Origin of the sequence: Streptococcus pseudopneumoniae, from assembly GCF_001072315.1 — a bacterium.
Lineage (GTDB): Bacteria > Bacillota > Bacilli > Lactobacillales > Streptococcaceae > Streptococcus > Streptococcus pseudopneumoniae_R.
Window position 1 is genome coordinate 43,039 of record NZ_JVLI01000060.1, and the last position, 25,261, is coordinate 68,299.

A 25,261-nucleotide genomic window follows, 5' to 3' on the forward strand; every position below is an offset into this window, starting at 1 on the left:
TGAGTTTTTGCCTAGCCTCCTTTTCAAATCGTATGTTATAGAGTATTACTTTTCTTTGCTTAAGTGAATGACTTGGTCATAGTGTTTTAAATCTTCTTCCGTGTAGTGGTGAATGACTTCAATGACTGTTTGAGGTAGGGAGAAGAGCAAGTCGCTAATTTTTCTGCTATTTTCCGAGTCAAGATTGGCCTTGATTTCATCTGCCAAGATAAGTTGGCTATCGTGGTAGAGGGCACGAGCGATTTCAAGGCGTTGTTTCTCGCCACCAGATAGACTATCATTGCTGAGGGGTCGATTTTTCAAATGTTCTAATCCTGTTTTTTTGAGGATATGATTTAAAGTCTCTGGATTTTTATCCAGTCCTAGAAGGATATTGTCTTCCAGAGATAGCGTGTCAAAGTAATGGCTATCTTGGAGGATATAGGAACTAAAGCTTGTTATTTCTTGACGTGACAGGTTCTGACCAGCAAAGCTAATCTGTCCACTTGTCGGTGTCTCTTCTCCATGAATGATATTGAGCAGGGTTGTTTTACCAGAGCCGCTTTCCCCGATAATGGCAATTTTTTCTCCTTGCTTGATGTGCATGGAAATCGGAGACAGGAGGATATTTCCATCTTTTTCAAGGCAGATGTTGTCAAGTTGGATGGGGAAAATATTTTCTATGCTTCTAGGCGAGATGAAGTTAGACTGGCCCAAAAGTTTTTGGTATTTGTTGAGAAGAGTTCGAGTCGCTTTTCGGGTGTTGGTAAAGTAGGCCAACTCTTGGAATTGATAGCCAATATTATGGGAAACCAGATAGATGGCCACAAAACTCGCCGCATCTAAATAATTATAGTAGGTCATAAAGCCACCGATGACGATAGGTGTGACAGAACAAAAGGCATCGATGCCATTGATCAAGAGACTGTTTAAAGTGCGTTGCTTTTCATAGTTGATTTCGGCATCTAGACTGGTTTGTAATTGCTTTTGATAGCGAGCAAAAAAGTAGTCTTGCCCCTGATAATGGCGAATTTGTTGGCTACCGCCAATAAAATTTGTCAAGCTTGCTAAGTAGCTCTGGTTAACAGTGGACCGCTTTTCAGAAAGTGAATCCAAACGCTTTGATCCGATAGCACTGCAGAGTACAGGAAAGGAGTAGAAGAGGATGAAAATCAAGCCCAAGTAAAAATTGGTCCATAGGGCATAGAGAATGGACACAGTTGTGAAACCAAGAGAAGAAATGATGATAACCGTTGGCTCAATATAGCTTTCTTCTAGTTGCTTGACGTCGTTTTCTAGGTCGGACAAAATATCCTTTTCATCGATCTCATAACTGTTTAAAAATCGCTTGAAAATAGCACTCTTGATTCTATATTTGAAATCAGTAATCAAACGGGCATAGTAATAACGTTTCCCAGCCAAGCCTAGTAAGAGAATGAGGTTTCCAAGGATTCCTAGAATCAAAACTTTCCAAAGAAGGCCTAGCTCTTGATTGGTAAAACTGGCAACAATATTCTGAACAAGGGCTGGCGTGATAATTGCTTCCAGCCAAGTAATGGCAATAGAAAAGAAGTAAAGCATAAGGTGCTTCTTGGTAACAAATCTTCTCAGCATAAAGAGTTGACCTCCTTATCGATATACATGTAATTAGTTTTAAAGTCATTATACTCCTTTTTATTAAATACTTCATATAAAAATGTAAATCCTGAGGTCGAAAAAAGCCTAGCGAGTTATTGTCGCTAGACTCTGAGATCATTGCAAATTAACCTTATTTCTCAAAATATAGTAGGTTCCGAGATAAAAGATAGCTATGAAAATGAGTTCTTCAACAATGCCTACGCTTGCTCCCATATAGAAATTATCATTGAATCCTGCAAGTGAATTGACATAGAAGTTAGTACTGGTATTGAAGAAGACTTCTACAAATCCAATGACGATTTGGATACCGATATAAGCTACAATGGCTAGTGCGGTACGGTATTCATTGAAAAGTTGTCCGATGGAAATAGCCAAGTAGATGCAGAGGATTCCTGAAATGGTATTTAGTAGGAAGGATACCCCCATAAGAGAGAGTTGAGGAAGGAATGTTCCTACAAGTGGAATCAACTCAGAATTTGATATCCATTCTGGAACCGTTATGGTAACAATAATAAAAGCGCTTAGAGCTAGTACAGTGGAGCTAAGGATAGACCAAATGAAGGCTCCAACTAATTTGGCTGTGATGATATGGTGTTCAGAAACTGGCAAGGTCAAAGTCAGATAGCCTTGTCGGTCATAGACACTACCTTTGAAGCGTTTAATAATCAAGAAAATGGTTGAAATCCCAAGTGTAATCATCAATCCACCAAAGACGAGAGCCAGAAAGAAAAGTAAGACAGGTTGGCTATCTTTGAAAGATACATAATTATAGTAGTGTCCTTGCATTCCTATGAGAACGGAAAGAACTAGCACGGCGGCGTAAAGAGCTAAATACCACTTGTTAACATTTTTAAATTCGTAGCGAACTAAATTCCAAAACATAATAATCTCCTTTGCTTAGGCCTTAAATTCCTGACGGAAGAGTTGGTCAATGGATTCACCTGACTCATAGCGAATATCATCTACATTTCCTTGACGGACGACTTTTCCGTCTTTGAGGAAGATAATTTCATCCAAGATTGGCTCGATATCAGAAATCAAGTGGGTAGAAATCAAAACGGTAGAAGTTGGGGAGTAGTTGTTGATAATAGTATTGAGGATATACTCACGGGCTGCTGGATCCACTCCACCAATGGGTTCGTCCAGAACATAGAGACGAGCATCACGGCTCATAACCAAAATCAGTTGTACCTTTTCCTTGTTTCCTTTTGATAATTTCTTGAGACGACTATTTTCATCAATGCCCAGGTCTGCAAGTAGATGATGGGCGCGTTCAAGATTGAAATCTTTATAGAAGGTCTTGAAGTAGGTTAGGGCTTCTTTGACCTTCATTTGCTCATTGAGATAGGTCGTATCTGGCAAATAAGCTACGATAGCCTTGGTTGCTGGGCTTGGGTCCATGTCGTTGATGAGGACACGTCCTTGATCTGGTTGTAAGAGGCCATTGATTAGTTTAATCAGTGTTGTTTTCCCTGAGCCGTTTGGTCCAAGGAGACCAACAATTTTTCCAGCTGGGATGTCAAGAGAAACATTTTCAAGGGCTGGGGTTGCTCCATAAGATTTGGATACATTTTCAAATGCTAGTAATGACATAGGCTTAAACTCCTTTAATATAATCGCCGACTACGCCTGGTAGTTCTTCTTTTTCATAGCCAAAATGGGTCATGGAGGAAACGAAGTGTTCCAATTCTTCTTCTGATAATTGTTTGCGCGATTGGGTGATCAGTTCCTTATCCTCAGTTACAAATCGTCCAGTTGTTCGCTTGCTGTAGACAAATCCTTCTCGTTCAAGGTCTGACAAGGCTCTTTGGATGGTGTTTGGATTGACACCGGCCTCGCTAGCTAGCTCTCGCACGGTTGGAAGTTGTTGATTGGGTTCCAGTGTATGGGAAACAATCTGAAGCTTGATTTTCTCCATAATCTGTAAATAGATGGGTTTTTTGTTGTCAAATGTCCAGGACATCTTGGTCTCCTTTCTTTTATCCTTTTGTCTTAATTAAATAATACAACAAAACAAAAAACTTGTCAAGCAAAAAGAAGAATTGTTTTGGGAATCGTTTAAAAAATGGTATAATTAAAAGAAAACGATAAGGAGGGAAAGGATGCGTTGTCCAAAATGTGGGGCTACCAAGTCAAGTGTTATCGATAGTCGCCAAGCAGAAGAAGGGAACACTATTCGTAGAAGACGTGAGTGCGACGAATGCCAACACCGTTTTACAACCTACGAACGAGTAGAAGAAAGAACCTTAGTGGTTGTTAAAAAAGATGGCACACGGGAACAATTCTCCAGAGATAAAATCTTTAATGGGATTATCCGCTCAGCCCAGAAACGTCCTGTGTCAAGTGATGAAATCAACATGGTAGTCAATCGTATCGAACAGAAACTCCGTGGTCGAAATGAAAATGAAATTCAAAGTGAGGACATTGGTTCACTCGTCATGGAGGAGTTGGCTGAATTGGACGAGATTACTTATGTACGTTTTGCCAGTGTCTATCGTAGTTTTAAGGATGTTAGTGAGTTAGAGAGTCTGCTCCAACAAATCACTCAGTCCTCTAAAAAGAAAAAGGAAAGATAAATGAAGCCAATTGACCGTTTTTCTTATCTAAAGAATAATCGGGTGTCGCAAGATACCTCATCTCTGGTACAGTGCTACCTCCCGATTATCGGTCAGGAGGCACTGAGCCTTTATCTTTATACGATTAGTTTTTGGGATAATGGCAGAAAGGAATACCTCTTTTCAAGCATTCTTAACCATCTTAACTTTGGAATGGATAGATTGATAAAAGCCCTGAAAATCCTATCTGCTTTCAATCTCTTGACCCTCTATCAAAAGGGTGATACTTATCAGATAGTTATCCATGCTCCTCTTTCAAGTCAAGACTTCTTGGAACATCCTGTTTATCGCAGACTTTTGGAGAAAAAAATTGGCGATGCAGCTGTGGAGGATTTGAAAGTTGAGAGTGCTGAGGGAGAAGAAATACCTGTCTCACTCAATCAAGTCTTTCCAGACTTGGCAGAACTGGGAAGTCAAGAAGACCTTGGTCTCAAGAAGAAAGTGGCCAACGATTTTGACTTGGACCATTTTCGTCAGCTTATGGCTCGAGATGGGCTTCGTTTTGCGGATGAGAAGTCCGATGTCTTAAACCTCTTTGCCATTGCCGAGGAGAAGAAATGGACTTGGTTTGAGACCTATCAACTGGCCAAGTCAACAGCTGTTTCCCAGGTTATTTCAACCAAACGCATGCGGGAAAAAATTGCTCAAAAACCGATTTCCTCTGACTTTAGTCCTAAGGAAACGACCATTATCAAAGAAGCCAAAAGTAAAACGGCCTTGCAGTTCTTGGCAGAAATCAAGCAAACACGCAAGGGGACCATTACCCAAACAGAAAGGGAACTCTTGCAACAGATGGCTGGCTTGGGCTTGCTGGACGAAGTCATTAATATCATTCTCTTATTGACCTTTAATAAGGTGGATTCGGCAAATATCAATGAGAAATATGCCATGAAGGTAGCCAATGACTATGCCTATCAAAAGATTCATTCGGCAGAAGAGGCAGTCTTGCGCATCCGTGAGCGAGGGCAGAAGAGCCAGGCTCAAAAAAGCAGTAAATCCAGTCCTACCAAGTCCAATGTACCCAAGTGGAGCAATCCAGATTATAAGAATGAAACCAGCGAGGAAACTCGTCTGGAACTGGAACGTAAGAAACAAGAACTATTAGCTCGATTAGAAAAAGGAGGAGATTAGATGGAAAGTGTCGGAGACGTACTCAAACGTCAACCTAGCCGTTTTCATTATCAAGATTTGGTCCAGAAAATCATGAAGGACCCTGATGTTGCGGCCTTTATCCAGCAAGAATCCCTCAGCCCAGAGGAATTGAATCGCAGTATCTCCAAGTTTAATCAGTACATCACTGAGCGTGACAAATTTCTCCGTGGTGATACGGATTATATTGCCAAAGGCTACAAGCCTATTTTGGTTATGAATCATGGCTATGCGGATGTTTCTTACGAAGAAACTCCTGAACTAATCGCAGCGGAAAAAGAAGCGGCTATTAAGAACCGTCTCAAGTTAATCAATCTGCCAGCCAGTCTCAGGAAAGCTAGTTTGGCTCAAGTAGACTTGGATGATTTGGGTCGCTTGCCAGTTTTTGAAAAGCTATTAGCCTTCGTGGAGCAATATCCAGCTATTCGAAAAGGTCTTTACCTATATGGAGATTTTGGTGTGGGCAAAAGTTTTATGGTGGCTGCCTTAGCTCATGATTTATCAGAAAAACGTGGTGTTTCCTCCACTCTTCTCCACTATCCTAGCTTTGTCATAGATGTCAAAAATGCTATCGGTGATGGTAATGTCAAGACCGTGGTAGATGAGATTAAACTGTCTGAAGTCCTGATTTTAGATGATATTGGTGCCGAGCAATCAACAGCTTGGGTGCGTGACGAAATCCTGCAGGTCATTCTTCAATATCGGATGCAGGAAAATTTACCGACCTTTTTCACCTCCAACTTCAACTTTGAAGAATTGGAGCAGCATTTCGCTAAAGGGAAACATGGAAATGACGAAACCTGGGAAGCCAGACGGATCATGGAACGCATCCGTTATTTGGCTGAGGAGACTCGTTTAGAAGGAGTAAACCGCCGATGACAGAAACGATTAAACTGATGAAAGCTCATAAATCTGTTCGAAGATTTAAGGATCAAGGCATTTCTCAGGAAGACTTGACTGAAATCCTGACAGCAGCCCAGATGGCCTCGTCTTGGAAGAATTTCCAATCCTACTCTGTGATTGTGGTACGAAGTCAAGAAAAGAAAGATGCCTTGTATGAATTGGTGCCTCAAGAAGCCATTCGCCAGTCAGCTGTTTTCCTTCTCTTTGTCGGAGACTTGAACCGAGCAGAAAAGGGAGCCCAGCTTCATACCGATTCATTCCAACCTCAAGGTGTAGAAGGTCTCTTGATTAGTTCAGTCGATGCGGCTCTTGCTGGTCAAAATGCCCTGCTGGCAGCTGAAAGCTTGGGCTATGGTGGTGTGATTATCGGTTTGGTTCGATACAAGTCAGAAGAAGTGGCAGAGCTCTTTAACCTGCCTGACTACACCTATCCTGTCTTTGGGATGGCACTAGGTGTGCCAAATGAAGAACATGAAGTCAAACCTCGCTTGCCATTGACTCAAGTGGTATTTGAGGAAGAATATCAGGAACAAACAGTTGATGTGATTGAGGCTTATGACCGTGTATAGGCGGACTATGCTGGGGCGCGTGCGACCACAAGCTGGAGTCAGCGCCTAGCAGAACAGTTTGGTCAAGCAGAACCAAGCTCAACTAGAAAAAATCTTGAACAGAAGAAGTTATTGTAGAAAGTGAGAAATTATGGCCCTACCAACTATTGCCATTGTAGGACGTCCCAATGTTGGGAAATCAACCCTATTTAATCGGATCGCTGGTGAGCGAATCTCCATTGTAGAGGATGTCGAAGGAGTGACACGTGACCGTATCTATGCAACGGGTGAGTGGCTCAATCGTTCGTTTAGCATGATTGATACAGGAGGAATCGATGACGTCGATGCTCCTTTCATGGAACAAATCAAGCACCAGGCAGAAATTGCCATGGAAGAAGCCGATGTTATCGTCTTTGTGGTGTCTGGTAAGGAAGGAATTACCGATGCGGACGAATACGTAGCCCGTAAGCTTTATAAGACCCACAAACCAGTTATCCTCGCAGTGAACAAGGTGGACAACCCTGAGATGCGAAATGATATCTATGATTTCTATGCCCTCGGTTTGGGTGAACCACTGCCTATCTCATCTGTCCATGGTATCGGTACAGGGGATGTGCTAGATGCCATCGTAGAAAATCTTCCAAATGAATATGAAGAAGAAAATCCAGATGTCATTAAGTTTAGCTTGATTGGTCGTCCAAACGTTGGGAAATCAAGCTTGATTAACGCTATCTTGGGAGAAGACCGTGTCATTGCCAGTCCAGTTGCTGGAACAACTCGTGACGCCATTGATACCCACTTTACAGATACAGATGGTCAAGAGTTTACCATGATTGATACAGCTGGGATGCGTAAATCTGGTAAGGTTTATGAAAATACTGAGAAATACTCTGTCATGCGTGCCATGCGTGCTATTGACCGTTCAGATGTGGTCTTAATGGTCATCAATGCGGAAGAAGGCATTCGTGAATACGACAAGCGTATCGCAGGATTTGCCCATGAAGCTGGTAAAGGGATGATTATCGTGGTCAACAAGTGGGATACACTTGAAAAAGACAACCACACTATGAAAAACTGGGAAGAAGATATTCGTGAGCAGTTCCAATACCTGCCTTACGCACCGATTATCTTTGTATCCGCTTTGACCAAGCAACGTCTTCACAAACTGCCTGAGATGATCAAGCAAATCAGTGAAAGTCAAAACACACGTATCCCATCAGCTGTCTTGAACGATGTGATTATGGATGCTATTGCCATCAACCCAACACCGACAGACAAAGGAAAACGCCTCAAGATTTTCTATGCGACCCAAGTGGCAACCAAACCACCGACCTTTGTTATCTTTGTCAACGAAGAAGAACTCATGCACTTTTCTTACCTGCGTTTCTTGGAAAATCAAATCCGCAAGGCCTTTGTCTTTGAGGGAACTCCAATCCATCTCATCGCAAGAAAGCGTAAATAAAAAAGTAGAATCTGGAATGACATTTCCAGATTTTTTTGATATAATAAAATAATAGAAAACGCTATCAAAAAGGAGGTGTCGATGAAACATTTGTTTAAATTTATAATCTTATTTCCCTGGTTTTACTTTTTCAATTGGATTGAAAAGGATAATAGAGAAAGTAAATTTTTCCCAATTTTTTACTATTTTTACTGGTTTTACATCCCCCTCTATGCTCTGTTTAGCCTTGCTTGGACAGTTGTTTCAGTTCTGTTTTTCAATATCGTCTTGAGAAATTTGACAGATATCAAGTTATGGGGCATTTGGTTTCTTTTTATTCTGCTAGCTATTGGTCTGAATAGGTTAACTTATTTCTGTTTCAAAAAAATGCTTCGCTTGAGACGAGAACTAGGAAAGTCTAAAGCGGGGAGACATTGATTTATATCGGTTTTTATTTATAGGAGGTAGCTTATGGCACATCTAAAATCATTTATTTCACGCTATTCTAAGGTCTATATTGGTTTAGTTCTGTTGATCTGGATTGCTTTCTTCTTTCTTCCTTGGGGCAGTCCGATTCTGGGGGGAAAGATTGACCTCTTCAGCATACAGAAAGTCTTGCTAGTTTTTGGTATTCTGTCTATTTTGATGGCCTTGCTGTCCAAGAAAGTCAGTCTCTTTGTTTTTGGATTGATCTGCTGTTTTTCTCTTTGGATTAATCTATTTATCCTATTTGCGATTTTGCCGATTTTTGGCAATTAAAGTATCATAAAAGTCAGAGAGGTTAGCTTGGAAACTAGCCTCTTTTTCCTTTTCAAAATGGGGATTCTTCCTTGAAAATAATCAGTAATTGTGCTAAAATTAAAAGAACATTCTAAAATATTCGGAATTTAAAGTAAGGAAAAACATGGCTAATATTTTAAAAACAATTATCGAAAATGATAAAGGAGAAATCCGTCGTCTAGAAAAGATGGCTGACAAGGTTTTCAAATACGAAGACCAAATGGCTGCTTTGACTGACGACCAACTAAAAGCAAAAACAGTTGAATTTAAAGAACGTTATCAAAATGGAGAATCTCTGGATTCATTGCTTTATGAAGCATTTGCGGTTGTCCGTGAAGGTGCCAAACGTGTCCTAGGCCTCTTCCCATATAAGGTTCAGGTCATGGGGGGAATCGTTCTTCACCATGGTGACGTGCCAGAGATGCGTACAGGGGAAGGAAAAACCTTGACTGCGACCATGCCGGTATACCTCAATGCCCTTTCAGGTAAAGGGGTTCACGTAGTTACGGTCAATGAATACCTGTCCGAACGTGACGCGACTGAGATGGGTGAATTGTACTCATGGCTTGGTTTGTCAGTAGGGATTAACTTGGCTGCCAAGTCTCCAATGGAGAAAAAAGAAGCCTATGAGTGTGATATTACTTATTCAACTAACTCAGAAATCGGATTTGACTACCTTCGTGATAACATGGTCGTTCGTGCTGAAAACATGGTACAACGCCCGCTTAACTATGCCTTGGTCGATGAGGTTGACTCTATCTTGATTGACGAGGCCCGTACACCTTTGATCGTATCAGGTGCTAATGCAGTTGAAACCAGTCAGCTCTACCACATGGCGGACCACTATGTAAAATCGTTGGACAAAGACGACTACATCATCGATGTGCAGTCTAAGACTATTGGTTTGTCTGATTCAGGGATTGACAAGGCTGAAAGCTACTTCAAGCTTGAAAACCTCTATGACATCGAAAATGTGGCTTTGACTCACTTTATCGATAACGCCCTTCGTGCAAACTACATCATGCTTCTCGATATTGACTATGTGGTGAGCGAAGAGCAAGAAATCTTGATTGTCGACCAATTTACAGGTCGTACCATGGAAGGTCGTCGTTATTCTGATGGATTGCACCAAGCCATTGAAGCTAAAGAAGGTGTGCCAATTCAGGATGAAACCAAGACATCTGCCTCAATCACTTACCAAAACCTTTTCCGTATGTATAAGAAATTGTCTGGTATGACAGGTACAGGTAAGACTGAGGAAGAAGAATTCCGTGAAATCTACAACATTCGTGTTATTCCAATCCCAACAAACCGTCCTGTTCAACGTATTGACCACTCAGACCTTCTTTATGCAAGTATCGAGGCTAAGTTTAAGGCGGTTGTCGAAGACGTTAAGGCTCGTTACCAAAAAGGTCAGCCTGTCTTGGTTGGTACAGTAGCGGTTGAAACCAGTGATTACATTTCTAAGAAATTGGTCGCAGCTGGCGTTCCTCACGAAGTCTTAAATGCTAAAAACCACTATAAAGAAGCCCAAATCATCATGAATGCTGGTCAACGTGGTGCTGTTACTATCGCAACTAACATGGCCGGTCGTGGTACCGACATCAAGCTTGGTGAAGGAGTTCGCGAATTGGGTGGACTTTGTGTGATTGGTACAGAACGCCATGAAAGCCGTCGTATCGATAATCAGCTTCGTGGACGTTCAGGTCGTCAAGGAGACCCAGGTGAGTCACAATTCTACCTATCTCTTGAAGATGACTTGATGAAACGTTTTGGTTCTGAACGCTTGAAGGGAATCTTTGAACGTCTCAACATGTCTGAAGAGGCCATTGAGTCTCGTATGTTGACACGTCAGGTTGAAGCAGCGCAAAAACGTGTCGAAGGAAATAACTACGATACCCGTAAACAAGTCCTTCAATACGATGACGTCATGCGTGAACAACGTGAGATTATCTATGCTCAACGTTACGATGTCATCACTGCAGATCGTGACTTGGCACCTGAAATTCAGGCTATGATCAAACGTACGATTGGTCGTGTCGTTGATGGTCATGCGCGTGCCAAACAAGATGAAAAACTAGAGGCAATTTTGAACTTTGCTAAGTACAACTTGCTTCCAGAAGATTCTATCACGATGGAAGACTTGTCAGGCTTGTCTGATAAGGCCATCAAGGAAGAGCTCTTCCAACGTGCCTTGAAGGTTTACGATAGTCAGGTTTCAAAACTACGCGATGAAGAAGCAGTTAAAGAATTCCAAAAAGTCTTGATTCTACGAGTGGTGGATAACAAGTGGACAGATCATATCGATGCCCTTGATCAATTGCGTAACGCGGTTGGACTTCGTGGCTATGCTCAGAACAACCCTGTTGTTGAGTATCAGGCAGAAGGTTTCCGTATGTTTAATGACATGATTGGTTCGATTGAGTTTGATGTGACACGCTTGATGATGAAAGCACAAATTCATGAACAAGAAAGACCACAAGCAGAACACCATATCAGTACAACAGCGACTCGCAATATCGCTGCCCACCAAGCAAATATGCCAGAAGATTTGGATTTGAGCCAGATTGGACGGAATGAACTTTGCCCATGTGGTTCTGGTAAGAAGTTTAAAAACTGTCACGGTAAAAGACAATAAAATGAGATAGTTTAGAGGCGGATACCTTGTGAAAAGTAAATTTTTACTTGGTATCCGTTTGATTTATAAGGAGATGAGTTATGGTATTTACAGCAAAAAGTCCTAAAATTAATATTGAAGAAGTTCGTGCCTTGTCAAAATTAGAAGGCCAAGCTTTGGAGAGAAAATCACAGCGCGATAAAGAGCTAGAAGCCATTATACGTGGAGAAGACCAGCGGATTCTCTTGGTAATCGGGCCATGCTCATCTGACAATGAAGAAGCTGTTCTTGAATACGCTAAGCGTTTGGCAGCTTTGCAAGAAGAAGTGGCAGACCGTATCTTTATGGTTATGCGTGTTTACACTGCCAAACCCCGTACCAACGGAGATGGCTATAAGGGCTTGATTCACCAGCCTAATGCGACAGAAGCGCCTAGTCTTATCAATGGAATCAAAGCCGTTCGCCATCTTCATTATCGTGTTATCACAGAAACAGGTATGACAACAGCTGATGAAATGCTTTATCCTGAAAATCTTCCGCTTGTGGATGATTTGATTTCTTACATGGCAGTTGGTGCCCGGTCGGTTGAAGATCAGCAACACCGCTTTGTGGCAAGTGGGGCAGGATTTTCGACTGGGTTTAAAAATCCAACCTCTGGAAATCTCAATGTTATGTTTAATGGGATTTATGCTGCTCAAAACAAACAGAGTTTCCTTTTCCTAGGAAAAGAAGTGGAAACAACTGGGAACCCGCTTTCGCATGCCATTCTTCGTGGAGCAATCAATGAGTATGGTAAGAATATTCCTAACTACTACTATGATAATTTGATGGATACTATTGCTCAATATGAGAAAATGGGCTTGGAAAATCCTTTTATCATCGTCGATACCAATCATGACAATTCTGGTAAGCAATACATGGATCAAATTCGAATTGTCCGCCAGACCTTGATTAACCGTGATTGGAATGAAAAGATCCAGCAGTACGTTCGTGGCTTTATGATTGAGTCTTATCTAGAAGACGGCCGTCAAAATGAACCAGAAGTATTTGGCAAGTCTATCACAGACCCTTGTCTAGGCTGGGAAAATACGGAAGCCCTCGTCAGAGAAATCTACCAAACGCTAGGAGAATAAGATGGCATTTATTGAAAAAGGTCAAGAAATCGATATTGAAGCAATCAAGGCAGAAACTCAATTGTCTGCGGAAGCCTTGCGATTAAAGGAGCGTCGTGATAGAGAATTGGCAGACATCATTTCAGGAGAAGATGACCGTATCCTTTTGGTGATTGGTCCTTGCTCTTCTGACAATGAAGAGGCTGTCTTGGAATATGCACGCCGTTTATCAGCCTTGCAAAAGAAGGTGGCGGACAAGATTTTCATGGTTATGCGTGTTTATACTGCTAAACCTCGCACAAACGGGGATGGATATAAAGGTTTAGTTCACCAGCCGGATACTTCTAAGGCTCCAAGTCTAATCAACGGTTTGCAGGCTGTGCGCCAGTTGCACTACCGCGTGATTACAGAGACTGGTTTGACAACGGCAGATGAGATGCTTTATCCGTCAAATCTTGTCTTGGTAGATGATTTGGTCAGCTACCATGCTGTTGGGGCTCGTTCTGTGGAAGACCAAGAGCACCGTTTTGTGGCTTCAGGAATTGATGCACCAGTAGGGATGAAAAATCCAACCTCTGGAAATCTTGGGGTTATGTTTAACGGTATCTATGCCGCTCAAAACAAACAAACCTTCCTCTTCCATGGCCAAGAAGTTGAGACTTCAGGTAATCCCCTAGCCCATGTCATCCTTCGTGGTGCAGTTAATGAATATGGGAAAAATGAGCCTAACTTTTACTATGAAACCTTGCTAAATGCCATTGAACGTTATGAGGCAATGGGACTTGAAAATCCTTTTATCCTCATCGACACCAACCATGATAACTCAGGCAAGCAATATATGGAGCAGATTCGAGTGGTTCGTAAGACCTTGCAGAATCGTGATTGGAATGAGAAGATTAAAAAGACGGTTCGAGGCTTTATGATTGAATCCTATCTAGCAGATGGTCGTCAAAACCAACCAGAGGTCTTTGGTTGCTCTATTACCGATCCTTGCCTAGGTTGGGAAAATACAGAGGCCTTGGTAGAAGAAATCTATGCTACCTTAACAAAATAAGTGAAAAGGATGGAGTTGGGGAATCTCAACTCCTTTTGATGAGAATGATAGTTGGACACGGAATTGACATCGAAGAATTGGCTTCGATAGAAAGCGCAGTTACACGACATGAAGGTTTTGCCAAGCGCGTGCTGACTGCTAAGGAAATGAAACGGTTTAACAGTCTTAAAGGGCGCAGGCAAATCGAATATTTGGCAGGTCGCTGGTCGGCTAAGGAGGCCTTTTCCAAGGCTATGGGAACTGGTATTGGGAAGCTCGGTTTTCAGGATTTGGAAGTCTTGAACAATGAACGCGGGGCGCCTTATTTTAGTCAGGCACCATTTTCAGGAAAGATTTGGCTGTCTATCAGCCATACCGATCAGTTTGTGACAGCCAGTGTCATTTTGGAGGAAAATCATGAAAGCTAGTCCGCATAGACCAACTAAGGCTCTGATTCATCTGGGAGCTATTCGACAAAATATTCAGCAAATGGGGGCTCATATCCCTGAAGGAACGCTCAAATTTGCAGTGGTCAAGGCTAATGCCTATGGGCATGGGGCTGTTACCGTTGCCACGGCGATTCAAGATGATGTTGATGGCTTTTGCGTTTCGAATATTGATGAAGCCATTGAACTCAGACAGGCTGGACTCAGCAAACGAATCCTCATTTTAGGAGTTTCTGAAATCGAAGCAGTTGCTCTTGCTAAAGAATACGACATCACCTTGACGGTGGCTGGACTGGAGTGGCTTCAAGCACTCTTAGACAAGGAAGCAGACCTAACTGGATTAACAGTCCACCTCAAGATTGATTCAGGAATGGGACGGATTGGTTTTCGAGAGGGTTGTGAGGCTGAGCAGGCTCAAGATTCGCTCCAACAACACGGTGCTCGTGTTGAAGGGATTTTTACCCACTTTGCTACTGCAGACGAGGAATCAAATGCTTACTTTAATGAACAGCTAGAACGGTTTAAAACTATTTTGGCCAGTATGAAAGGTCTTCCAGACTTGGTTCATGCCAGCAATTCGGCAACGACCCTTTGGCATGCAGAGACTATTTTCAATGCGGTTCGTATGGGAGATGCCATGTATGGTCTTAATCCTAGCGGAGAGGTCTTGGACTTGCCCTATGACTTGAAACCAGCCTTGACCTTGGAATCTGCTCTGGTTCATGTCAAGACAGTTTCAGCTGGAGCTTGCATGGGCTATGGAGCAACTTATCAAGCGGATAGCGAGCAAGTCATCGCGACGGTACCAATCGGCTATGCGGATGGATGGACACGAGACATGCAGAATTTCTCTGTCTTGGTAAATGGCCAAGCTTGCCCAATCGTTGGGCGAGTTTCTATGGACCAGATTACCATTCGTTTGCCTAAGCTTTATCCGCTGGGAACAAAAGTAACCCTGATTGGTTCTAACGGGGGCAAGGAAATTACAGCTACTGAGGTAGCGACCTACCGTGGGACTATTAACTACGAGGTGGTTTGTCTCCTCAGCGATCGCATTCCGAGAGAATATTATTAGAAAAGAAAGGAGTGGAGCATGAATCTACATCAACCCTTGCATGTCTTACCTGGTGTGGGACCAAAGTCAGCAGAAAAATACGCCAAACTAGGAATTGAAAACTTGCAAGAACTCTTGCTCTACTTTCCTTTCCGATATGAAGATTTCAAGACCAAGCAAGTATTGGAACTAGAAGACGGTGAGAAGGCGGTTCTTTCTGGTCAGGTAGTGACTCCTGCTAGTGTTCAGTATTATGGTTTCAAGCGCAATCGCCTGCGCTTTAGTCTTAAGCAGGGAGAAGTCGTTTTTGCGGTGAATTTCTTTAACCAGCCCTATCTGGCTGATAAGATAGAGTTGGGAGCAACCCTGGCTGTTTTTGGAAAATGGGACCGCGCCAAGGCTAGTCTGACTGGGATGAAGGTCCTGGCTCAGGTGGAAGATGACCTCCAACCTGTCTATCGCTTGGCTCAGGGGATCAGTCAGGCCAGTCTGGTCAAAGTTATCAAGACAGCCTTTGATCAGGGACTGGACCTCTTGATAGAGGAAAATCTTCCCCAGTCTTTGCTGGACAAATACAAACTCATGTCCCGTTGTCAGGCAGTTCGTGCTATGCATTTCCCCAAGGATTTGGCGGAATACAAGCAGGCTCTTCGCCGTATCAAATTTGAGGAACTCTTTTATTTCCAAATGCAATTGCAGACGCTCAAATCTGAAAATAGAGTTCAGGGAAACGGTCTGGTTCTGGATTGGTCTCAGGAAAAAGTGACAGCAGTCAAGGAAAGCCTTCCTTTTGCCCTGACCCCAGCTCAAGAAAAGAGTTTGCAGGAGATTTTAAACGATATGAAGTCGGACCATCACATGAATCGTCTTCTGCAAGGGGATGTGGGGAGCGGGAAAACGGTAGTCGCTGGCTTGGCTATGTATGCGACAGTGACAGCTGGCTACCAGGCTGCTCTCATGGTGCCAACAGAAATCCTTGCAGAGCAACATTTTGAGAGTTTACAGAGTCTCTTTCCAGACTTGCAACTGGCTCTCTTGACAGGTTCCTTGAAAGCTGCAGAAAAGAGAGAAGTCTTGGAGACTATTGCTAAGGGTGAAGCTGATTTGATTATCGGAACCCACGCTCTGATTCAGGATGGGGTGGAGTATGCTCGTCTTGGTTTGATTATTATCGATGAGCAGCACCGATTTGGTGTGGGGCAAAGGCGTATTTTACGGGAAAAAGGAGACAATCCAGATGTCCTCATGATGACGGCGACTCCCATACCACGAACCTTGGCCATCACAGCCTTTGGAGATATGGATGTTTCCATTATCGACCAGATGCCAGCAGGGCGGAAGCCTATTGTAACACGTTGGATTAAGCATGAGCAACTGCCTCAGGTCTTGACTTGGTTAGAGGGGGAAATCCAAAAAGGTTCTCAAGCCTATATCATCTCTCCCTTGATTGAAGAATCAGAAGCTCTAGATCTGAAAAATGCTATTGCTTTATCTGAGGAGTTGACGGCTCATTTTGCAGGTAAGGCAGAAGTGGCTCTTCTACATGGTAAGATGAAGAGTGACGAAAAAGACCAGATTATGCAGGAGTTCAAAGAGCAAAAAACAGATATTCTAGTTTCGACAACAGTTATCGAGGTTGGGGTCAACGTTCCCAATGCGACCGTCATGATTATCATGGATGCCGATCGGTTCGGGCTTAGCCAGCTTCACCAGCTTAGAGGTCGTGTCGGTCGGGGAGATAAGCAGTCCTATGCTGTTCTCGTTGCTAATCCCAAGACGGATTCTGGGAAAGACCGCATGCGCATCATGACAGAAACCACCAATGGATTTGTCCTCGCGGAGGAAGATTTGAAAATGCGTGGTTCTGGTGAGATTTTTGGAACCAGACAGTCAGGACTTCCAGAATTCCAAGTGGCTGATATTATCGAAGATTTTCCGATTTTAGAAGAAGCCAGAAAGGTTGCTAGCTACATTAGTTCTATTGAAGCTTGGCAAGAAGATCCAGAGTGGCGCATGATTGCCCTTCATCTGGAAAAGAAAGAACATCTGGATTAAGCTTTCTCTAAGGAAAACTTAAGCTAGCTTTCAGGTTTGGCCCTTATACTAGAGTCATCAAAAAGAAACGAGGACTCTCACATGACAGTAACAATTAAAGTAAATTACCAAACCACTTTCCAAAAGAAAGAAGCAAAAAATTAAGATTGAACAGAAGAAGAAAGAGCGAAAATGCTCTTTTTTCGTTTCTAAAACTACTTTCAGCCTATCATCCTAAAAGTAAAGAATCTAAAATCACTTTCTATTTGCTTTTCTTTCTTGCATTGCTTTTCTAGATATGCTACAGTTGTGATAGCGATTACAAAAAGGAGCATGCTATGAAAAATCCAGCTTTGTTAGAAGAGATTAAGACTTATCTAGGAAGGGATGAGGTTCCAGAGGACTTTGATGCTTTCTGGGATGAGGAAGTGAAAAAAGTTTCAACTCTACCAGCCTACCAGTTGGAGGAAAGAGATTTCCACATCCCTCAAGTCAAGTGCTATGAGTTAACATTTGAAGGAACCAATGAAGGTAAGGTCTATGCACGCGTCGTCCTTCCAAAGAGTGAGGAGAAGGTTCCGCTAATCTTCCATTTCCATGGTTATATGGGACGTGGCTGGGACTGGGCTGACATGCTGGCTTTCACCGTTGCTGGTTATGGTGTTGTTTCCATGGATGTTCGAGGCCAGTCGGGCTATTCACAAGATGGCTTGCGTTCTCCTCTAGGGAATACCGTTAAGGGGCATATCATCCGTGGTGCTGTGGAAGGTCGGGATCATCTCTTTTATAAGGATGTTTATCTGGATATTTACCAGTTGGTTGAGATTATTGCCAGTCTGCCACAGGTAGATGAGAAGCGTCTTTCTAGCTATGGTGCCTCACAAGGAGGGGCTTTAGCTTTGGTTGCAGCAGCGCTCAATCCTCGAATTCAGAAAACAGTTACCATCTATCCCTTCTTGTCAGACTTCAGACGAGTGCTTGAGATTGGGAATACTAGCGAGGCTTACGACGAACTTTTCCGTTATTTCAAGTTTCACGACCCCTTCCATGAAACTGAGGAGGAAATCATGGCGACCCTTGCCTATATCGATGTGAAAAATCTCGCTCATCGTATCAAGGGTGAAGTTAAGATGATTACAGGCTTGGACGACGATGTTTGCTATCCTATAACCCAGTTTGCGATTTACAACCGTCTCACCTGCGATAAGGCCTATCGCATCATGCCAGAGTATGCTCATGAAGCCATGAATGTTTTTGTCAACGACCAAGTCTACAACTGGCTCTGTGGTAGTGAGATTCCTTTTAAGTATGTGAAGTGATGAATGAGAGAGTCTAGTAGCTCTCTTTTTGTATAGAGTCTAGTCAGCAAATATTCTAGTTCATATATACTTTAAAATTCATACTCTTCGAAAATCTCTTCAAACCACGTCAGCTTCCATCTGCAAGCTCAAAACAGTGTCTTGAGCAACCTGTGGCTAGCTTCCTAGTTTGCTTTTTGATTTTCATTGAGTATGAGTTTTTTCTTGACCTTGGTGTAAAACAATTCATTTGCTATCTAGTTTGGTATAAGTTCTTTCAAGATATTGGAAAGCGTCTGTGAAATGTGTTATAATTTATAAGAAAATATACAGTTTCGCTACAAATGAACATTTATATATAAGTTTATGTATAACTTTATGTATAACTTAGTTTTCTGATTAGGATAATATCTTACAAAAACTATATTCTTGGAGATACAGTACTTAAATATTATTTGTAAAGGAGCAAAATAGTCTATGGCTATTTTTATTGTAAGAATCAAAGTAGAGAGTGTTATGCTAATGGAAACTGTAATATTTTATTTTTAAGAATATACTTGGATAAATTAACTTTGAAAGTTAAAGTGAGGTAATGTATGTTTGTATGTTTAAAAGGTTTGGGAAAATTTCGTAAATCCAAAGCTTATGGTTTAATTGGTTGCTTGACACTATCCGCAGTGATCGGCTTAGCTGCACCAGAGTTACCAGTTATTGGTGGCGGGGTCGTTTATGCTGATGTTATTAAAGGTGGAGATGATATTAAAGATGTAGACGTTCATAGTAAATCTGCAGAAGGTGTTGCTATGACTTATACCACTTATGATAGCGGAACAAGTGGAAAACAAACCGCATCAGGTAGCGGTGTCTTTGTAGCGCCGAATGTGATGGTAACAGTAGCTCATAACTACTATGATAAAAACCAAGAAGACAAGTCCGCGGTATTGCGTGGTGGGGAGTCTGCTCGTAGTTATGTGGTGATGAACTCAGAGACGGAGAAGAGCAATAAAGTACCTACTTCTGGTGTATCGGAAGCTCTTGAAAAGGGTTCTATTCATTTGTATGATGAGAAGAATTTTGGTAAAGAATATGGTAATGACTTAGCGGTAGTAGTTACTAAAAAGCCTGTAGAAGCTATGACAGGTGGTGAAGATTCACCAAGAGAATTGAGTCATAAAGAGGTTTCTACGGGTGATAGCATCTCTATGGTCGGCTACCCTAATGATTTTTCGACTCCAAATTTAAGTGAAGAGAATAAAGCTCGCTTGAAAGACGGTAAGGCTTATTCAGTCTCAACAACTGTGAGCAGTATCAATAAAGAGAGTGGTGCAGTCACTTATCATTCCTCAGCTTTGGGAGGTTTTTCAGGTGCTCCTTTGTTTAATGAGAAAGGAGAGGTAGTCGGTATCCACCAGCACGGAACAAATACTCCAAGTGCTTCTGAGAGTGAGCGTATTGGTGGTGGTACTATCTTTACGGAAAAGCACAGAGCTTGGATTCAGTCAATGATTGATAAATATGCTATCACAGGCTGGTATATAGATGGTGCAAACCGTTACTACTATGATGAAAATCATATAGCTTTAAAAGATGTAGAGTCTGAGATTGACGGTGCTTGGTATAGTTTTGACGAAAAAGGTCGTGCTACCTTAGTAAAAGGTGAAGAAAAAGGTCGTGTTCTACTTCGAGTGGAAGACACTAAAGGAACTCGTTTGATTTCAGATAAGGTTGTTCAGGAGGGTCCTGTTGGAAGTGGTTTGAATTTTCATTTAAGACAAAATCCAGATTTCAAACAGTTAATAGCAACTTCCCCAACAGCTAAAGTGGTATCTTATAACGGAGTGCCAATTAACAAATTAGCAAGTGATACAAGTTGGCCTGATGAATATGTCAGTAAGTTAGCTTTGGGTGATACAATTATAAGAGCGGTAGTAGATTCGGTAACTCCTCCATCTACCTCTTCTTCGGATTTTGCAAGAACGGAAGTTGGCAAAGTCGATTTGAGTGGTAAATCGAACTTACCTGTACCTAGTAAAGAGGTGTTACAGGCTCCGAATGGCTCAGAAAATTTTTATGCTACAACGCACATTCAAACGCCAGATGGGTCGGGGTCAGGTACTTTAATTGCACCAAATCTGGTGTTAACAGTCGCTCATAATTTCTTAACAGTTAAAGGTTCTGAGGTAGTTACTAAGTCTGGTCGCACCAATACAGTATATAAAGCAACTTTACCGAATGGTAAGTCTGTGAATTTTTCAGATGATGATATTGTTTATTGGAATAAGAAAGATTCAGTATTTGGATTTAAAAATGACTTAGCTTTGGTTCGGTTAAAAGAAGCAGTAAAAGGAGTAACTCCTGTAGAGGTTGTAAAACAATCTTCGAAAGTTGCAGAGGGGGATTCAGTTTCGGTCTATGGTTTTCCAGATAACAAGCTAAGTCCAGTTTTAGATAGCAAAGTAGTAGGAACTACAGACTTCGGTTCTGGAATAGAGGGAATTAGCTATGGAGGTACGAAACCTGGAGCGTCTGGTGGTGGTCTTTATAATGATAAAGGTGCTTTAATTGGCGTTCACCAAAATGGTGTTGTAGGAAGCCGCAGTGGTGGTTTGGTTTTATCAAAAGAGCAGCTGGATTGGGTTCGTTCTTATATTGAGGGTCAACCAAAAGATCCTGTCTATGTGGAAGATAAAGAAGTGGAACCTTCTAAGAAGGATTCGGATAAGGATTTAGCAGGGAAATTAGATCCAAAAAAAGATAGTGGAAAAGAAGATTCTGGTATTTTAGGTACATCTGGTGACTTTGCAGCTCCTACAGTAGATAAGCCAGAGTTTAAAGGTGGAGTTCCTTTCACTGAATCTCCTATACTGGAAATCCCAGAGTATACGGGTGTATTATCAACCTCAGGAGAAGAATCGGCCCCAACAGTTGAACAGCATGACTTTACAGGCGGAGTTAACGGAGGCGACTCACTTGTTACAGAAGTTCCAGAGTATAGCGGTGTTCTCTCCACATTAGGAGACACTCCAGCCCCTATAGTAGATAAACCAGATTTTACAGGTGGAGTTCCTTTCACTGAATCTCCGATACTAGAAATCCCAGAGTATACGGGTGCATTATCAACCTCAGGAGAAGAACCGGTCCCAACAGTTGAACAGCATGACTTCACAGGTGGAGTCAATGGAAGTGAATCCCTCGTTACAGAAGTTCCAGAGTATAGTGGCTTCCTATCCACATTAGGTAATTCTCCAGCTCCTACAGTAGCTAAGCCAGAGTTTAAAGGTGGCGTGAATGGTGCGGATGCTGAGATTCATCACCTTCCAGACTTCACAGGCGGAGTGAATGCAGTAACTAGTGTTGTGTATGATGTAGAAAATTATACAGAAGTATTATCTACAGCAGGAGAAGGAAGTTCAGTAGTGAAATCTACTGATAAACAAGTAAATAATAAAGACAGTAAGGATGAAGCAGAAACTAAGCACGTTATCACAAGAATTGCTAGTTCACAACGTATTTTAAAAAATGAAACAGGAAGTATTCAAATTCAAGCTTCAGAAGAAGTATTGAAAAATGTGATAGGTATTCAAATTCAAGAAGTTCAAGTTAGTGATCTAAGTTCATTAAACTACAAAGCATTTGATATTCAATTAAAGGATACAGCTGCTAGAACTGTTCAGCCTAACGGAAAAGTCCTAGTTACTTTTGCTATGGATCAGTCTGTTGAGAATGTTTATGCTGTAGATCCAGAAGGAAAACTACACACTATTGAATTCGAACAAAAAGATGGAAAGATTATTTTTGAGATTAGCAATTCTAGTATTTATGCGATGACTTTCCGATTCTCTATCGACAATCCACCATTTAAAAATCCTACAGAAGATAACAAGGCTGAGGAAGTTTCACTGTCATCTAAATTGTTATCTACAAATGGAAACTCTGAATCTAATCGATTAGAGAATAAAGTAAGTAATAACGAACAGTCTAAGTTACCAAATACAGGTGAGTCTGTTTCATTACTAACAATCTTGTTTGGTTTTGTAGGAGTGTTTCTTGGAGCAATGATTTCTTATAAGCGAAAAGATAGATAATTTTTCTTCAGTAGTTCTTTGAACTTTTATGTTAATCTAAAATAAACCATTCGCTATGTGGGTGCGCGTCGAAGGTTATACTCAAAAAATTCTAAACGCGATACAGTAAAGGTGTTCAAGCTAATTGTAAAGCGAAAAGAGAAAAATATGGCACAAAAGGCTCAGGAGTTATCGTTTACACTCTTTATTGAAGGAGAAAGTCTAGTCCTAACTTAATGACATTGGAGAATATATTATTTCTCTTTTTGTTATAGAAGTCGAAAGTACGTTTAAAGAAGATAGAAGTATAAAAATATTTCTGAAAATAGAATCTATTGTAGATTAATGTAGAAAAATATATTGTTTTATGGTATAATAAAGGAAAATCTAGATTTTTAGGAAATAAAATAATTACTTTTAGAGAGTCATAGATTAATCAAGAATAAGCAATCGTATTAGTTGAATTGCTTTCCAGTGCTAACTTTTTAACTAATTCAAAAATTTTAAAAAAGCGCTTAGCAAAAGCGTCGGAGGAGTTATATGAATCAGAGTTTTATTAATCGTAAAAACCGATATGGTATTAGAAAATTTACTATCGGAGTTGCTTCTATAGTTATCGGCTCGGTCTTGTCTGGTATTTCACCAGTATTAGCACAAGAAACCACTACTAATATTGATGCAAATAAGGTTGAAACTACTTTAGAAAGTAGAACATCTGTATCAGGACCTATAGCGGATTTAGAAGTGAAATCATCGGAAAGTGCAAAAATTACAGAGAAGAAGGAAGTTTTTGTAAGTGGTGTAAATGGTGGATTGAATAAGGATGGAATTAATACTTACCGAATTCCAGCACTGCTAAAAACAGATAAAGGCACATTAATTGCCGGAGCGGATGAAAGACGTTTACAATTCGCAGATTGGGGAGATATTGGTATGGTAGTTCGTCGAAGTCAGGACGGAGGAGAGACGTGGGGAGATAGAATAACAATTTCTAATCTTCGTGATAATCCAGATGCCAAAGACAAAACTGCTCCGTCACCCTTAAATATTGATATGGTATTAGTTCAAGATCCAGAAACTAAGAGAATCTTTTCGGTTTATGATATGTTCCCAGAAGGAAAAGCAGTATTCGGTATGCCTGCTAAACCTGAAAAAGCATACGAGCGTATAGGGGATAAAACTTATCAAATTTTATATAAAACAGGCGAAAAAGGATATTATACAATTCGTGAAAATGGTGAAGTTTATAATTCTAAAAATCAAAAAACAGAGTATCATGTTGTAGTAAATCCCAAAAAACTAGGATATAGCGACAAAGGTGATTTGTATAAAGGAAAGGATTTAATTGGTAATGTTTACTTTGCACAAAGTACGAAAAATCCTTTTAGAGTTGCAAATACTAGCTATTTATGGATGTCTTATAGTGATGATGATGGTAAAACATGGTCTGCACCGAAAGATATCACACCAGGGATTCGACAAGATTGGATGAAATTCCTTGGAACAGGTCCTGGAACAGGTATTGTATTACGTACAGGTGAGCATAAGGGACGGATATTGGTACCAGCTTATACAACAAACAGTATTTCGCATTTAGGTGGTTCGCAGTCTTCGCGTCTAATTTATTCAGATGATCATGGGGTAACTTGGCATGCTGGAGAAGCCCCAAATGATAATCGACCTGTTGGAAATAGTGTCATCCACTCGTCTAATATGAATAATAGTGGCGCTCAAAATACAGAATCAACTGTTCTTCAATTAAATAATGGTGATGTCAAACTCTTCATGCGTGGCTTGACTGGAGATCTTCAGGTTGCTACTAGTAAAGATGGTGGAGTGACTTGGGAGAAAACAATAAAACGTTATCCAGAAGTAAAAGATGCCTATGTGCAAATGTCAGCTATTCATACTATGCATGATGGTAAAGAGTATATTATTCTTAGCAATGCTGCTGGACCAGGACGTGAACGAAAAGATGGTCTAGTTCACTTGGCACGTGTTGAGAAAAATGGCGAGTTAACTTGGCTGAAGCATAATCTGATTCAAGGTGGGGAATTTGCATATAATTCATTACAAGACTTAGGTGACGGAGAATACGGAATTTTATATGAACATAGCGAGAATAGTCAAAATCGCTATACAATTTTTTATAAGAAATTTAATTGGAACTTCTTGAGTAAATAAAAGCTAATTATAGACATAAGAAAACATCTCTGTGTTAGACTTGTCGTTCAAATACAAACGCTAAATTTCAAGTTAGTTAGCAACAAAAAATTCTCTGGGCGACTTGTAGTTCAAGCATTTTTTATGATAGTTATTAATCCAATTTTCGATGAATGCGACTTCTTTAGAAGTCGTTTTCTTTATGTGACTATTAGTCCGTCTCGCTCCGTTAGGTGCGAGACAAAAAAACCACCCGCTATGCGGGTGTGCGTCGAAGGTTATACCCCAAAAACTCCAAACGCGATACAGTAAAGGTGTTCAAGTCAATTGTAAAGCGAAAGGAGAAAAATATGGCACAAAAGGCACATAGTTTATCGCACACAAAGT

The 25,261-nt window shown here is 41.2% G+C and carries 18 protein-coding genes and 3 pseudogenes; 16 read left to right on the top strand and 5 right to left on the bottom strand.

Annotation, left to right across the window (positions count from 1 at the left end; translation table 11 throughout):
• Window positions 1-45: 45 nt before the first annotated feature.
• The 4 genes from ADH54_RS02580 to ADH54_RS02595 all read right to left on the bottom strand — a co-directional run bounded on the left by ADH54_RS02580 (window position 46) and on the right by ADH54_RS02595 (window position 3,580).
• Complete coding sequence (locus ADH54_RS02580) at window positions 46-1,593, bottom strand: ATP-binding cassette domain-containing protein (RefSeq protein ID WP_049523935.1); 1,548 nt, start codon at window positions 1,591-1,593, stop codon at window positions 46-48.
• Window positions 1,594-1,731: 138 nt separating this feature from the next.
• Complete coding sequence (locus ADH54_RS02585; protein ID WP_049523936.1) at window positions 1,732-2,499, bottom strand: hypothetical protein; 768 nt, start codon at window positions 2,497-2,499, stop codon at window positions 1,732-1,734.
• A gap of 15 nt (window positions 2,500-2,514) precedes the next feature.
• A complete protein-coding gene (locus ADH54_RS02590) occupies window positions 2,515-3,210 on the bottom strand; it encodes an ABC transporter ATP-binding protein (RefSeq protein WP_020903239.1) in 696 nt (231 codons plus the stop codon).
• A gap of 4 nt (window positions 3,211-3,214) precedes the next feature.
• Window positions 3,215-3,580 (bottom strand): GntR family transcriptional regulator, encoded by a 366-nt coding sequence (locus ADH54_RS02595; RefSeq protein WP_020901665.1) that lies wholly within the window; start codon window positions 3,578-3,580, stop codon window positions 3,215-3,217.
• Between the two features lie 139 nt (window positions 3,581-3,719).
• On the opposite strand from ADH54_RS02595, the gene nrdR reads away from it, so the two are divergent.
• From nrdR to ADH54_RS02675, 16 genes and pseudogenes are all read left to right on the top strand, one after another.
• Window positions 3,720-4,193: a transcriptional regulator NrdR gene (gene nrdR / locus ADH54_RS02600; protein WP_001203672.1), complete on the top strand. Its 474-nt coding sequence runs from the start codon at window positions 3,720-3,722 to the stop codon at window positions 4,191-4,193.
• Window positions 4,194-5,363, top strand: coding sequence for a DnaD domain protein (locus ADH54_RS02605; RefSeq protein WP_049523937.1), 1,170 nt, complete (start codon window positions 4,194-4,196; stop codon window positions 5,361-5,363).
• Window positions 5,364-6,260: a primosomal protein DnaI gene (gene dnaI / locus ADH54_RS02610; RefSeq protein WP_049523938.1), complete on the top strand. Its 897-nt coding sequence runs from the start codon at window positions 5,364-5,366 to the stop codon at window positions 6,258-6,260.
• Window positions 6,257-6,970, top strand: a pseudogene (locus ADH54_RS02615) (NADPH-dependent oxidoreductase). Before dnaI ends, ADH54_RS02615 begins: the two are co-directional and overlap by 4 nt.
• A gap of 13 nt (window positions 6,971-6,983) precedes the next feature.
• Complete coding sequence (der, locus tag ADH54_RS02620) at window positions 6,984-8,294, top strand: ribosome biogenesis GTPase Der (RefSeq protein WP_001207696.1); 1,311 nt, start codon at window positions 6,984-6,986, stop codon at window positions 8,292-8,294.
• 81 nt (window positions 8,295-8,375) lie between these two features.
• Entirely contained in the window at window positions 8,376-8,711 is a 336-nt protein-coding gene (locus ADH54_RS12145) for a hypothetical protein (protein WP_049523939.1), read from the top strand.
• 33 nt (window positions 8,712-8,744) lie between these two features.
• Window positions 8,745-9,032 (top strand): hypothetical protein, encoded by a 288-nt coding sequence (locus tag ADH54_RS02630; RefSeq protein ID WP_049523940.1) that lies wholly within the window; start codon window positions 8,745-8,747, stop codon window positions 9,030-9,032.
• Between the two features lie 145 nt (window positions 9,033-9,177).
• Complete coding sequence (gene secA, locus ADH54_RS02635) at window positions 9,178-11,691, top strand: preprotein translocase subunit SecA (protein ID WP_049523941.1); 2,514 nt, start codon at window positions 9,178-9,180, stop codon at window positions 11,689-11,691.
• 80 nt (window positions 11,692-11,771) lie between these two features.
• Window positions 11,772-12,803 (top strand): 3-deoxy-7-phosphoheptulonate synthase, encoded by a 1,032-nt coding sequence (locus ADH54_RS02640; RefSeq protein WP_049523942.1) that lies wholly within the window; start codon window positions 11,772-11,774, stop codon window positions 12,801-12,803.
• A 1-nt stretch (window position 12,804) separates the two neighbouring features.
• Window positions 12,805-13,836: a 3-deoxy-7-phosphoheptulonate synthase gene (locus tag ADH54_RS02645; protein ID WP_049523943.1), complete on the top strand. Its 1,032-nt coding sequence runs from the start codon at window positions 12,805-12,807 to the stop codon at window positions 13,834-13,836.
• A gap of 44 nt (window positions 13,837-13,880) precedes the next feature.
• Window positions 13,881-14,243 (top strand): holo-ACP synthase, encoded by a 363-nt coding sequence (gene acpS / locus ADH54_RS02650; RefSeq protein ID WP_049523944.1) that lies wholly within the window; start codon window positions 13,881-13,883, stop codon window positions 14,241-14,243.
• A complete protein-coding gene (gene alr / locus ADH54_RS02655) occupies window positions 14,233-15,336 on the top strand; it encodes an alanine racemase (RefSeq protein WP_049523945.1) in 1,104 nt (367 codons plus the stop codon). Before acpS ends, alr begins: the two co-directional genes overlap by 11 nt.
• A gap of 18 nt (window positions 15,337-15,354) precedes the next feature.
• The gene (gene recG, locus ADH54_RS02660) at window positions 15,355-17,370 is read left to right on the top strand and encodes an ATP-dependent DNA helicase RecG (RefSeq protein ID WP_049523946.1); all 2,016 of its coding nucleotides are present in this window, start codon (window positions 15,355-15,357) and stop codon (window positions 17,368-17,370) included.
• A gap of 317 nt (window positions 17,371-17,687) precedes the next feature.
• A complete protein-coding gene (locus tag ADH54_RS02665; RefSeq protein ID WP_049523947.1) occupies window positions 17,688-18,668 on the top strand; it encodes an acetylxylan esterase in 981 nt (326 codons plus the stop codon).
• Between the two features lie 575 nt (window positions 18,669-19,243).
• Complete coding sequence (locus tag ADH54_RS02670; protein ID WP_049523948.1) at window positions 19,244-22,732, top strand: SIALI-17 repeat-containing surface protein; 3,489 nt, start codon at window positions 19,244-19,246, stop codon at window positions 22,730-22,732.
• A gap of 531 nt (window positions 22,733-23,263) precedes the next feature.
• Window positions 23,264-24,892 (top strand): annotated as a pseudogene (locus ADH54_RS02675) (exo-alpha-sialidase); the annotation flags it as partial.
• Window positions 24,893-24,942: 50 nt separating this feature from the next.
• Here ADH54_RS02675 and ADH54_RS11765 read toward each other — a convergent pair.
• A pseudogene (locus ADH54_RS11765) lies at window positions 24,943-25,075 on the bottom strand (IS30 family transposase); the annotation flags it as partial.
• Window positions 25,076-25,261: the final 186 nt, after the last annotated feature.

What these genes read in the sequence shown, in the direction of transcription:
- ADH54_RS02580 (WP_049523935.1), bottom strand. Translation starts at nt 1,593, where the DNA reads ATGCTGAGAAGATTTGTTACCAAGAAGCACCTTATGCTTTACTTCTTT.
- ADH54_RS02585 (WP_049523936.1), bottom strand. Translation starts at nt 2,499, where the DNA reads ATGTTTTGGAATTTAGTTCGCTACGAATTTAAAAATGTTAACAAGTGG.
- ADH54_RS02590 (WP_020903239.1), bottom strand. Translation starts at nt 3,210, where the DNA reads ATGTCATTACTAGCATTTGAAAATGTATCCAAATCTTATGGAGCAACC.
- ADH54_RS02595 (WP_020901665.1), bottom strand. Translation starts at nt 3,580, where the DNA reads ATGTCCTGGACATTTGACAACAAAAAACCCATCTATTTACAGATTATG.
- nrdR (WP_001203672.1), top strand. Translation starts at nt 3,720, where the DNA reads ATGCGTTGTCCAAAATGTGGGGCTACCAAGTCAAGTGTTATCGATAGT.
- ADH54_RS02605 (WP_049523937.1), top strand. Translation starts at nt 4,194, where the DNA reads ATGAAGCCAATTGACCGTTTTTCTTATCTAAAGAATAATCGGGTGTCG.
- dnaI (WP_049523938.1), top strand. Translation starts at nt 5,364, where the DNA reads ATGGAAAGTGTCGGAGACGTACTCAAACGTCAACCTAGCCGTTTTCAT.
- der (WP_001207696.1), top strand. Translation starts at nt 6,984, where the DNA reads ATGGCCCTACCAACTATTGCCATTGTAGGACGTCCCAATGTTGGGAAA.
- ADH54_RS12145 (WP_049523939.1), top strand. Translation starts at nt 8,376, where the DNA reads ATGAAACATTTGTTTAAATTTATAATCTTATTTCCCTGGTTTTACTTT.
- ADH54_RS02630 (WP_049523940.1), top strand. Translation starts at nt 8,745, where the DNA reads ATGGCACATCTAAAATCATTTATTTCACGCTATTCTAAGGTCTATATT.
- secA (WP_049523941.1), top strand. Translation starts at nt 9,178, where the DNA reads ATGGCTAATATTTTAAAAACAATTATCGAAAATGATAAAGGAGAAATC.
- ADH54_RS02640 (WP_049523942.1), top strand. Translation starts at nt 11,772, where the DNA reads ATGGTATTTACAGCAAAAAGTCCTAAAATTAATATTGAAGAAGTTCGT.
- ADH54_RS02645 (WP_049523943.1), top strand. Translation starts at nt 12,805, where the DNA reads ATGGCATTTATTGAAAAAGGTCAAGAAATCGATATTGAAGCAATCAAG.
- acpS (WP_049523944.1), top strand. Translation starts at nt 13,881, where the DNA reads ATGATAGTTGGACACGGAATTGACATCGAAGAATTGGCTTCGATAGAA.
- alr (WP_049523945.1), top strand. Translation starts at nt 14,233, where the DNA reads ATGAAAGCTAGTCCGCATAGACCAACTAAGGCTCTGATTCATCTGGGA.
- recG (WP_049523946.1), top strand. Translation starts at nt 15,355, where the DNA reads ATGAATCTACATCAACCCTTGCATGTCTTACCTGGTGTGGGACCAAAG.
- ADH54_RS02665 (WP_049523947.1), top strand. Translation starts at nt 17,688, where the DNA reads ATGAAAAATCCAGCTTTGTTAGAAGAGATTAAGACTTATCTAGGAAGG.
- ADH54_RS02670 (WP_049523948.1), top strand. Translation starts at nt 19,244, where the DNA reads ATGTTTGTATGTTTAAAAGGTTTGGGAAAATTTCGTAAATCCAAAGCT.